The 11,278-nt window shown below is 45.8% G+C and carries 8 protein-coding genes and 1 CRISPR repeat array; all 8 genes read left to right on the top strand.

Features of this window, described 5'->3' with window-relative positions:
• Nucleotides 1-307 precede the first annotated feature (307 nt).
• The 8 genes from ubiE to cas3 all read left to right on the top strand — a co-directional run bounded on the left by ubiE (nucleotide 308) and on the right by cas3 (nucleotide 8,887).
• On the top strand, nucleotides 308-1,102 hold the full coding sequence (gene ubiE / locus FHQ30_RS08735; protein ID WP_139612019.1) for a bifunctional demethylmenaquinone methyltransferase/2-methoxy-6-polyprenyl-1,4-benzoquinol methylase UbiE: 795 nt from the start codon (nucleotides 308-310) through the stop codon (nucleotides 1,100-1,102).
• 52 nt (nucleotides 1,103-1,154) lie between these two features.
• Nucleotides 1,155-1,832 carry a ubiquinone biosynthesis accessory factor UbiJ gene (locus tag FHQ30_RS08730; RefSeq protein ID WP_139612018.1) on the top strand — a complete coding sequence of 226 codons (678 nt, stop codon included), beginning with the start codon at nucleotides 1,155-1,157 and terminating at the stop codon, nucleotides 1,830-1,832.
• Entirely contained in the window at nucleotides 1,825-3,465 is a 1,641-nt protein-coding gene (gene ubiB, locus FHQ30_RS08725) for a ubiquinone biosynthesis regulatory protein kinase UbiB (protein WP_267963859.1), read from the top strand. Before FHQ30_RS08730 ends, ubiB begins: the two co-directional genes overlap by 8 nt.
• A 138-nt stretch (nucleotides 3,466-3,603) precedes the next feature.
• Nucleotides 3,604-3,831, top strand: a complete 228-nt coding sequence (tatA, locus tag FHQ30_RS08720) for a twin-arginine translocase TatA/TatE family subunit (protein ID WP_139612017.1) — start codon at nucleotides 3,604-3,606, stop codon at nucleotides 3,829-3,831.
• 3 nt (nucleotides 3,832-3,834) lie between these two features.
• Nucleotides 3,835-4,371 (top strand): Sec-independent protein translocase protein TatB, encoded by a 537-nt coding sequence (gene tatB / locus FHQ30_RS08715; protein ID WP_139612016.1) that lies wholly within the window; start codon nucleotides 3,835-3,837, stop codon nucleotides 4,369-4,371.
• A 17-nt stretch (nucleotides 4,372-4,388) separates the two neighbouring features.
• Nucleotides 4,389-5,135 (top strand): twin-arginine translocase subunit TatC, encoded by a 747-nt coding sequence (tatC, locus tag FHQ30_RS08710; RefSeq protein ID WP_139612015.1) that lies wholly within the window; start codon nucleotides 4,389-4,391, stop codon nucleotides 5,133-5,135.
• 84 nt (nucleotides 5,136-5,219) lie between these two features.
• Nucleotides 5,220-6,242 carry a porphobilinogen synthase gene (gene hemB / locus FHQ30_RS08705; RefSeq protein WP_139612014.1) on the top strand — a complete coding sequence of 341 codons (1,023 nt, stop codon included), beginning with the start codon at nucleotides 5,220-5,222 and terminating at the stop codon, nucleotides 6,240-6,242.
• A 14-nt stretch (nucleotides 6,243-6,256) separates the two neighbouring features.
• A complete protein-coding gene (gene cas3 / locus FHQ30_RS08700; RefSeq protein ID WP_139612013.1) occupies nucleotides 6,257-8,887 on the top strand; it encodes a CRISPR-associated helicase Cas3' in 2,631 nt (876 codons plus the stop codon).
• Between the two features lie 394 nt (nucleotides 8,888-9,281).
• Nucleotides 9,282-11,261: a CRISPR direct-repeat array (repeat unit 28 nt; unit sequence ATTTTCTCCACACACGTGGAGGTGTTTC).
• Nucleotides 11,262-11,278: the final 17 nt, after the last annotated feature.

Raw genomic sequence — 11,278 nt, 5'->3', positions numbered from 1 at the left:
TTGGATTCCTTACTGGGTTAAAATTGACAAAAGCTTGATATTTGCTCATTTTTGCTATGAAAACGGCAAAAAATCATCAAACTTTCTTAGTTTAAAAAAAAAAAAAAAAAACAACGCTTTAGCGATCTTTTGTCAATTTTTTTGATCTATGTCACTTTTTTTAGTGATCTTTATTTCAGGAAAAGAGGTGTTTGTTGAACTTCCGCAATCGGTGGATTTTTTTCTGCTGCAATGATCAACCTCGCGGTGGTTTTGTGCTAAAGTGGGGCAAGTTTAATTCACTCAGAAAATGGCGATGAAGCAAGATATGAACCAATCACAAAATCCAAACGATAATCCACTCAATGTGACGCACCCTCAAGCGGAAACCACCCATTTTGGTTTTAAAACCGTTGGCAAGGCAGAGAAGCAGCAGTTGGTTGCTAATGTGTTTCATTCGGTGGCGGGCAAATATGATTTGATGAATGACTTGCTGTCATTTGGTGTGCATCGAGTTTGGAAACGGTTCACCATTGATTGCAGTGGGGTTCGCAAAGGACAGAGCGTGTTGGATTTGGCGGGCGGAACCGGCGATTTTAGTGCTAAATTTTCACGGATTGTGGGTGCCGATGGGCGTGTGGTGTTGGCCGATATTAATGAGTCGATGTTGCAGGTCGGGCGCGAAAAATTGCGTAATTTGGGCGTGGTCGGCAATGTGGAATATGTGCAGGCAAATGCCGAAGCGCTGCCGTTTGCCGATGCCAGTTTCGATTGCATTATCATCAGTTTTGGCTTGCGCAACGTGACGGATAAAGACAAGGCGTTGCAGTCGATGTATCGGGTGTTGAAACCGGGCGGGCGTTTGCTGGTGTTGGAGTTTTCCAAACCGATTCTTGATCCGTTAAGCAAGTTATATAACTTCTATTCGTTTAATATTTTGCCGAAAGTGGGCGAGGTGGTGGTCAATGATGCGGAAAGTTATCGTTATTTGGCTGAATCGATCCGAATGCACCCGGATCAGGATACGCTGAAAACAATGATGGGCGCAGCCGGTTTTGAAAATGTGGACTATTACAATTTGAGCGCCGGGATTGTGGCGTTGCATCGAGGCTATAAATTCTAAACAAAGCTCAACAGACCTTAGCAAGTGTTAGATTAAAAAAGGAAATCGGACGATGTTACCCAATTGGGCACAGATAAAAACACAATTCATGTTGCCACAGTTTGCCGCAGCTGCGCTGGAAACCGCACTTTCACATTTATTAAAAAATACTGAAAATTATCAGCCGCTGTTGCGAAAATTGAATGGCAAGGTGCTGGCATTGCAATTGCAGCAACCTGAGATCAGTTACTATTTTATCTTTTCGGAACAGGCTATCGATGTGTTGCACCAATACGAAGGCATCGTCGATTGTTCGCTGCAAACGTCGGCAAAAATGTTACTAAAATTGCCGAAAAAATCAGAATTAAGCCAATATATTAATGATAAATCGATTGTTATCCACGGCGATCTGCAAGTGTTGCAAGATTTTCTGGGGTTGATGGCGTTTTTGCAAACAGATCCGGCTGAACTGCTGGCGCCCTATGTGGGCGATGTGTTGGCATATAACGGCATTAAGCTATTGCGCCAGGGATGGGATTTTTTGGCAGGCCGGCGGCAAACTGCTGAACGACATTGGAGCGAGCGTTTGGGCGAAGAGTGGCAAATTGTTGCGCCTAAGTTGGCGTTTGCAGATTTTCAGACGCAAGTGGCACAAGTGCAGCAGCAATGTGATCAATTGGAGCATCAATTTCAGCAGTTGCAAAGTCGTATAGCAGCAAAAATAGCAGAAAAAGAGGCGAGCCGTGATTAAATCAACCCTGCGTTTTTATCGAATTATTCAAGTGATTTTGCAATACGGCTTGGATCAAGCGCTGCCGAAAACCGGGTTCACCCGTCCGATCCGCTGCGGGCGCAAACTGCTGTTTTGGCTGCGCAATCGTCATCACGACAAGGCATTTGGCTTGCGTTTGCGTTTGGCGTTGCAGGAACTGGGACCTGTGTGGATAAAATTGGGGCAAATGCTGTCAACCCGGCGTGATCTGTTTCCCGATGCGATTGCCGATGAATTAGCGTTATTGCAGGATCAGGTTGAACCGTTTTCCGGCAAGTTGGCACGGCAGCAGATAGAAACCGCACTGGGCGGCAAACTGGAAAATTGGTTCAGTGATTTTGATGAAACCGCATTGGCGTCCGCTTCGATCGCACAAGTGCATACCGCCCGTTTTAAGGCTGACAGCGAATTTGCTGGGCGTGAAGTGGTGCTGAAAGTGATTCGGCCGAACATCGAAACAGCGATTGAGGCGGATATTGGCTTGATGTATCGCTTGGCACGTTGGATTCCGCGCCTTTCCAGTGAAGGGCGGCGTTTACGCCCGGTGGAAGTGGTGCGCGAATATGAAAAAACCATTTTGGACGAGCTGGATTTGCGGCGCGAAATGGCGAATGCGATCCAATTGCGGCGCAATTTTGAAAACAGTCCAATGCTGTATATACCGGAAATGTACAGCGATTTTTGCTATAAAAATGTGATCGTGATGGAGCGGATCTATGGCATTCAGGTGTCGGATATTGCCGCATTGGAAGCCAATGGCACCAATATGAAATTGTTGGCGGAACGTGGCGTGCAGGTGTTTTTCACCCAAGTGTTCCGTGATAGTTTTTTCCATGCGGATATGCACCCCGGCAATATTTTTGTCAACCCGAACCACCCTGAAGATCCGCAATATATCGGCATTGACTGTGGCATTGTCGGTTCGTTGAATCGGGAAGATAAACGCTATCTGGCAGAGAATTTTTTGGCATTTTTCAATCGCGATTACCAACGGGTGGCGCAGTTGCACGTTGATTCCGGCTGGGTGCCGGAAGATACTAATGTGCAGGAGTTCGAGCAGGCGATCCGCACTGTGTGCGATCCGATCTTCGCTAAGCCGCTGAGCGAGATTTCGTTTGGGCATGTGTTGTTGAATCTGTTTAATACTGCACGTCGCTTCAATATGGAAGTGCAGCCGCAATTGGTGTTGTTGCAAAAAACCTTGTTGTATATCGAGGGCTTAGGGCGACAAATTTATCCGCAGTTGGATTTATGGCAAACCGCAAAGCCATTTTTGCAAGATTGGTTGAACGATCAAGTCGGGTTGAAATCGGTGTATCGCAGTGTGAAAGAGAAACTGCCGTATTTCCGAGAACATTTTGCCGAGCTGCCGGAAACCTTGTATCACGCTTTGCAGCAACAACAGCAGATTAGCCGACAAATTGGCGAATTAAACCGCACTTTGGTCGGGCAGCAGCGACAGCGGCGACGCTCTTGGTACAGTGGGCTAATTGGCAGTGTGATATTTATCACAACCCTCTTACAATTTGCACATTTGCCGCGATATTTTAGTTCGTGCTTATTGCTAAGTGCGGTTATAATCTGGCTCTACGGCTTGTTGAAAAGCGATTAATGAAAAATTGATCCTAAATACACTTGCAGATTGACTGCAAGCTATCAATGGTTTAAAGTTTTTCGAGTGGCACAACAATTTATTTAACAATCGAAATCTAGTCGTTTTAAGACTATTTTTCATCTTATGAGGTGGTTTATGGGTATCAGCGTTTGGCAACTGGCTATTATTGTCTTAATTGTGGTTCTTTTATTCGGAACAAAAAAATTGAAAAGCTTAGGCTCGGATTTGGGCGAGTCGGTTAAAGGCTTCAAAAAAGCCATTAAGGATGACGATCAAAAAGATGCCGATTTCAAACAGTCTTTAGAAAATACAGCGGAAAAATCTGCAACTAAAGAACAGATTAAAGATAAAGAGCAGGCATAACCCGTGTTTGATATTGGATTTTCCGAACTGGTTTTAATTTTTGTGGTGGGTCTGGTGGTGCTAGGCCCACAACGTTTGCCTGTGGCAATTAGAACGGTGGTCAGTTGGATTCGAACCATTCGTGGTATTGCCACCAATGTGCAGAACGAATTGAGCCAGGAACTGAAACTGCACGAATTGCAGGAGAGTATTAAAAAAGCGGAAAAACTGAGTCTGAGTGAGCTGTCACCGGATTTAGCCAAAAGTATTGAAGACTTGAAACAATCGGCACAAAAAATGCAACAAAGTGTGCAGCAGCAAGGCGAACAATTGCAAAGTGGTATTAAAAATATCGAAAAAAATTTGAAAGAGAACGTATTGAGTGAAGATGAACAAGCAATGTTGGCCGAAGCGGACGAACCGCACTTAGTTGCAGATGAAAGTGCGGTGGCTGAAGATACCGCACTTGCCACACCTAACGGTGAAGTGGATAACATGATCGATAAAGCTGTTGTTGATAAAGCCGTTGCCGATAAAACAGCAGACGCTGCTAAAGTTTAACCCGAAAGGAATGTTGTATGTCGTCAGTTGAAGATTCTCAACCGCTGATTAACCATTTAATTGAATTACGCAACCGCTTGTTGAAAGCGGTTTTGTGCGTTTTACTCGTATTTTGCGGCTTGGTGTTTTTTGCCAATGATATTTATCGCATGGTTGCCTTGCCGTTGATCGAACAGTTGCCACAAGGTTCCACCATGATTTCAACCGGGGTGGCGGCACCGTTTTTTACCCCGCTGAAATTAACCGGTGTGGTGGCGATTTTCTTGTCGGTTCCCTATTTGCTCTATCAAGTGTGGGCATTTGTTGCCCCAGCGCTTTATCAGCATGAAAAACGCTTAATCTACCCGCTATTGTTTTCTAGCACGCTGCTGTTTTATGCCGGTGTGGCATTTGCCTATTATGTGGTGTTTCCGCTGGTGTTCGGTTTTTTGACCAAAACAGCACCAGAAGGGGTGGCCATTGCGACCGATATCAGCAACTACCTAGACTTTGTGCTGACCATTTTCTTGGCATTCGGTATTTGCTTTGAAGTGCCGATTGCGATTATCCTGCTGTGTTGGAGCGGCGTGGTGACAGCAGACGATCTGCGTCGCAAACGCCCCTATATTATCGTAGCCGCTTTTGTCATCGGGATGTTTTTAACCCCGCCGGATGTATTTTCACAAACTTTGTTGGCGGTACCGATGTGGTTGTTATTTGAAGTGGGCTTGCTAGTGTCACGGTTTTATAAACCGAGAGAGGAACAAGAGAGTTCGGCAAGCTGAGCAGTATGTTTAACTAAGACGCCATTGTGCGTCTTAGTTGTTTGTAATTGACAGATTTTAAAATAGATTTTGCAAGGATATTTTATGACCCAACAAATTTTTGCGCATTTTCCGGCTAGCCGTATGCGCCGCCTGCGTCGCCACGACTTCAGCCGCCGTTTGGTTGCAGAAAATAAATTGACCGCCGATGATTTGATCTATCCGGTGTTTATTATGGAAGGCGAGAATGAGCGTGAAGCTGTGCCGTCAATGCCCGGCGTGGAACGTTTGACCTTGGATCAATTGTTGAACGAAGCCGGGTTATTGGTGAAATACGGCGTGCCGGTGATTGCGTTGTTTCCGGTGATTGCGCAGGAGAAAAAATCCTTATTGGCAGAAGAGGCCTATCATCCAAACGGCTTGGTGCAACGTGCGGTCAAAGCGCTCAAAGCGGCTTATCCCGAATTGGGCATACTGACCGATGTGGCACTGGATCCTTATACCACACACGGACAAGACGGGATAATCGATGCTGAAGGCTATGTAATCAACGACACTACCAGCGACATTTTAGTTAAACAAGCCTTATCACATGCCGCTGCCGGCGCCGATATTGTGGCGCCAAGCGACATGATGGACGGACGCATCGGCGCCATCCGCACCGCACTTGAGCAAAACGGCTTTGTAAACACCCAAATAATGGCGTACTCCGCCAAATACGCCTCCAGTTTCTACGGGCCGTTCCGTGATGCGGTCGGCTCCAGCAGTAATTTAAAAGGCGGCAATAAGAAAACCTACCAACTGGATCCCGCCAACAGCAACGAAGGCTTGCAGGAAGTAGCGTTAGATCTGCAAGAAGGCGCGGATATGGTGATGGTAAAACCGGGCATGCCGTATTTGGATTTGGTGTATCGCGTGAAACAACACTTCGGCGTCCCAACCTTCGCCTACCAAGTTTCCGGCGAATACGCCATGCTGCAAGCCGCCATTCAAAACGGCTGGCTCGCCGAAAAACCGGCGATTATGGAAGCGCTGCTATGTTTCAAACGCGCCGGCGCCGACGGCATTTTGACCTATTACGCCAAACAAGTGGCGCAATGGTTGTATGAAGAAGGTCAACATCACTAAAAAATAGGATTTTTATGTGCGCTTTCCTTGCTGCTCACCGAAAACCGATTAACCGCAACACAAATAATACAGCCGAGCCGGTTTCTTATTTGACCTGTTTGGCGAAAACCCGGCGCTTGGCAGACGGTCGTTGTGTTGCTGGCAGAACGATCTTGGAGCACTGTATTATTGTCGGCGAAGTTGCCAAGCGATTATTAGTACAAATCCCTGTTCCAATTCGTACTGCACTTTTCCCTGATGGTGTCGAATTGTTGGCGGCGTGTCATGATATCGGCAAGGTATCACCCCGTTTTCAAAATAAGCTGCGTAAAGCATTGGGTTGTGAATTAACGCTCAACACCGATGAATCGGCTTGGGATTACCATGGCGGAGTCACTTTTCTGACGTTGCGGCCATTGATCGGCGAAAAAGCTGCGGCAGCGGCAGGGCAACATCACGGCAGTTATCCCACTAAGGCGAAAAATGGGATAGTTGATCCGGAAAATGCTGAGGTGTTAGGTGGTGCTGTTTACCATCAACAGCGTTTAAAGTTGATTGAAGCCTTAAAACAGCACTTTCAGTGTGATTTTCCAGAACTAAAAAATGATCAACAACTGCTGGCGGTATCCGGACTGATTACGGTCGCAGATTGGATTGGTTCAGGGGCGTCATTTGAAGATCCGGCGCAGGATTGGCGGCTATATATCGAAAGTGCGGTAGCCGAAGCCGGATATCTACCATTACAGTTCAATAGCGGACTGACTTTTCAGGATATTTTCACTTTTACGCCACATCTGGTTCAGCAGCAGTTGATTGATAGTGTGCAGCGTAACGGTTGTTATGTGTTGGAAGCGCCAATGGGATTGGGGAAAACCGAAGCGGCGCTATATGCCGCCTACAGCCTGTTGCAGCGTGGCGACGCAAACGGCTTTTATTTCGCCCTTCCGACCCAACTGACCTCGAATAAAATCTATCAGCGGGTTAATCAGTTTTTGGAACAGATTATTCAACCGCAGAGCGCGCATCGAGAAGCTTTGCTCATACATGGAACTGCTTGGTTACAGCAGTTTGAAATGGGGGAAGATGCGGCTGTTTCCGGCTCGTGGTTCAACCAAAAGAAAAGAGCGGTTTTAGCGCCTTTCGGGGTCGGCACGATTGATCAAATTTTGTTATCGGTGATGTGGGTAAAACACGGTTTCGTTCGCTCATTCGGCTTGGCAGGCAAAGTAGTGGTGTTGGATGAAATTCATTCCTATGATATCTATACCGGAATGTTGGTACAGCGCTTAATAGCGGTGTTGCGGGAATTGGGCTGTAGTGTGATTATCTTGAGTGCAACCCTGACGCGTCAGCGCCGATACGAATTATTAGGGCTGCCGTTGGAGGAAGCAACTGCGCAGGTGCAGAATGAGCCTTATCCGATGATCACGGCAATAAGCGGCGGGCAGATTTCCACATTAGCAGCGGACAGTCCGAGTGAACACAACATTCAGCTACGTTATGTGAAGCAAAGTGAAGCGATAGAAGAAGCTCTGCTGCGAGCTGAGCAAGGTCAACAAGTTTTGTGGATTGAAAACAGCGTTGCTGAGGCGCAGGAAACTTATCGCATCTTGGCTGCACGTTGCGCCGGACTGGCGGTAAAGTGCGGTTTGCTGCATTCCCGTTTTACTGCGGTCGACCGACATCGACACGAACAGCAGTGGATAGATTTATTCGGCAAACCGGGATGGCAGACACAAACAACACCGATTCGTCTACAGCAAGGACGCATACTGATTGGTACGCAAGTGTTGGAGCAATCGGTGGATATTGATGCAGATTTTCTAATTTCCAAATTTGCCCCGACGGATATGCTGTTACAACGTCTAGGACGTTTGTGGCGGCATGGTTCCACCCCGAGAGTAGCGAGTGCCAGAGCCGAGGCTTGGTTGCTGGCGCCAGATTTGGAAAGTGCGATCGACGATCCGATTAAAGCATTTGGAACCACTGCATTTGTTTATGCGCCTTATGTCCTTTGCCGCAGCTTGGCAGTTTGGCAACAGCGAAAGCAATTGACTTTACCAAATGATATTCGAGCATTGTTAGAAGCGACGTATTTTTCATGCGAGGAGCAAGGCAAGCTGGCACAGTGGAAGCATGAGCTGGAAAACGGTAGTCGTTTTCGTACCGGTCAAAAACAGATGCAAAAATCTGCATTAGCAGCGCAGATGACGTTTGGAATGGAAAGAAATGATAATGATGATCAGGTGCAAACCCGTTTTAGTGAACAAGATAGTTTCGATATTTTATTGCTGAGTAAAGTGCGGTCTTTGCCGGAAATTAAAGCGACGGAGTTGACTTTGCTCGACGGCACCGTCATAGTGCTACCTGTGAACGGACGCTCATTACCGCTCCAGCAACAAAAACGGTATGCGGCGCAACTCATGCAACAAATGGTCAGTATCAATTTGTCTAATGCACCGAAGCGGCAATCTGTCGGCAACTTAGCTTTCTTACGCGATTATTGCTATTTAGGGCAAATGAAAGATAAAAATACCGATGCCGTAATGGTTGTCGCTATTGTTGCGAAAGACGGGCGTTTACAAGGCGACAGCACATTTCACCTTGAATTAACCAAACCGCTTTATTACCAACCGCACTTGGGGCTGGTGGTAGAGCATAACTGATCACCTAACTAATAAGCCGGAAAACTGATAAAAAGGAGTATCAATAGAATTAGAAATTTTAAAATCATAATTGGCTCTCTTAGATTAAAATTTTAAGTGTAAAATATTTTTAATATGTAGTGTAGTGTATTGTAGATCAATGCTACTGTAATATGCTATAAATGTAAAACACTAATTATTTCCTCTTTAGCTATTTTTAATAAAAGAGGGTGTTTCTATGTAATGCAGCGTAGAAAAAAGCTTCTTCATTCACATGAAGGTTATTGTGTTAGCAAGTATCAATCTGACAGACATAAGTTCCAAATATGAGATTGCTAGATTGGATTTGATTTTTGATATAATCTAAAACCACAATATATTGTGTTAGAGTCTCGTTCTTTAACAATATAATGGTATTTTCTCCACACACGTGGAGGTGTTTCTGAAGTGATAGCCCACGTGCTTCAGGTGTGGATATTTTCTCCACACACGTGGAGGTGTTTCCAGATTGATTTTTAAGGTTTCGAGCAGCGTGTCATTTTCTCCACACACGTGGAGGTGTTTCCAGATTGACGACTTGTTATGGGCGGTGTTTACGATTTTCTCCACACACGTGGAGGTGTTTCTGAGCAAATGACAGCATTACTAGTTGTTGCCAAATTTTCTCCACACACGTGGAGGTGTTTCTTTATTGCTCATTATTTATCTCCTGCGACTAATATTTTCTCCACACACGTGGAGGTGTTTCCAACCGCTTGTTTGACCCGGTCACGGGGGCAAAATTTTCTCCACACACGTGGAGGTGTTTCCGTTTTAAAAAGGGTTTAGCCTGTTAATTCACGATTTTCTCCACACACGTGGAGGTGTTTCCCGACGATTGATGATGTTTTATTAAATCCGCCGATTTTCTCCACACACGTGGAGGTGTTTCTTACAAGATTATATGCAACAAACCAAGATGAATATTTTCTCCACACACGTGGAGGTGTTTCTCAAACAACTGCTTAAAGTCACCGGCACGGAAGATTTTCTCCACACACGTGGAGGTGTTTCTAACAGTGTAATATTTAGGCTTAACGCCTAAAAATTTTCTCCACACACGTGGAGGTGTTTCCAGGGATTCTGCCTCGCCTGGGTATCCACCACGATTTTCTCCACACACGTGGAGGTGTTTCCTCAAAATACGGGATTCGAGCCGGGTCGATATTGATTTTCTCCACACACGTGGAGGTGTTTCCAGACTTCTCACACCAGTCAGCCATCTGCAAAAATTTTCTCCACACACGTGGAGGTGTTTCTCTGATTATCCGTAAATACGGCCGCACTTGCCGATTTTCTCCACACACGTGGAGGTGTTTCCCAACATTCTAGCAAGATCGTAATAATCGAATAATTTTCTCCACACACGTGGAGGTGTTTCCAACTAGCACTGCCTGAACCGGAAAAACTGTACATTTTCTCCACACACGTGGAGGTGTTTCTAACGATCTGGTAACGGGTTATATTGATCAAAAATTTTCTCCACACACGTGGAGGTGTTTCCACTGCGTACTCGGCAGCCGCCTGTTTGAAGAAATTTTCTCCACACACGTGGAGGTGTTTCCTTGTCGTAAAAGTCTTTCTTTATTGCTATCTGATTTTCTCCACACACGTGGAGGTGTTTCCTAGGCAGAATTGGTCTTACCGTACTAAAGGGAATTTTCTCCACACACGTGGAGGTGTTTCTAAGCTGATATTGCCAAATGCCATTTTCTTCGATTTTCTCCACACACGTGGAGGTGTTTCTAGGAAAGAAACCGCTGTGAATTTTGTTGTCGAATTTTCTCCACACACGTGGAGGTGTTTCCTGCAATTGCGTCGTCTTTAAACACCCATTTCAATTTTCTCCACACACGTGGAGGTGTTTCTAGTTTCGAAAACACCCCCTAAAACGCCCGTAGATTTTCTCCACACACGTGGAGGTGTTTCTCCCGATGTGGTCTTAATCGAAGTCGAGCCAGGATTTTCTCCACACACGTGGAGGTGTTTCCCAATCAACGGGAGCGACGGAAACATGAAGACAATTTTCTCCACACACGTGGAGGTGTTTCTCTGCCCCGGCTTTGATGTGCATGCGTGGGTGGATTTTCTCCACACACGTGGAGGTGTTTCCAACTATCACTGCCTGAACCGGAAAAACTGTACATTTTCTCCACACACGTGGAGGTGTTTCTAACGATCTGGTAACGGGTTATATTGATCAAAAATTTTCTCCACACACGTGGAGGTGTTTCCACTGCGTACTGGGCATCCGCCTGTTTGAGGAAAGCTTCTCCACACACGTGGAGGTGTTTCCTTGTCGTAAAAGTCTTTCTTTATCGCTATTTGACTTTCTACATACACGTGGAGGTGTTTCCTAGTCATAATCGCTTT

This window comes from Testudinibacter sp. 'clade 2' (assembly GCF_006227735.1).
GTDB lineage: Bacteria > Pseudomonadota > Gammaproteobacteria > Enterobacterales > Pasteurellaceae > Chelonobacter.
The sequence above is the reverse complement of the archived record's forward strand: the minus strand, read 5'-3'. Positions and strand labels throughout refer to the sequence as shown.

Coding starts and splice junctions, on each gene's coding strand:
- ubiE (WP_139612019.1), top strand. CDS start 308: ATGAACCAATCACAAAATCCAAACGATAATCCACTCAATGTGACGCAC.
- FHQ30_RS08730 (WP_139612018.1), top strand. CDS start 1,155: ATGTTACCCAATTGGGCACAGATAAAAACACAATTCATGTTGCCACAG.
- tatA (WP_139612017.1), top strand. CDS start 3,604: ATGGGTATCAGCGTTTGGCAACTGGCTATTATTGTCTTAATTGTGGTT.
- tatC (WP_139612015.1), top strand. CDS start 4,389: ATGTCGTCAGTTGAAGATTCTCAACCGCTGATTAACCATTTAATTGAA.
- hemB (WP_139612014.1), top strand. CDS start 5,220: ATGACCCAACAAATTTTTGCGCATTTTCCGGCTAGCCGTATGCGCCGC.
- cas3 (WP_139612013.1), top strand. CDS start 6,257: ATGTGCGCTTTCCTTGCTGCTCACCGAAAACCGATTAACCGCAACACA.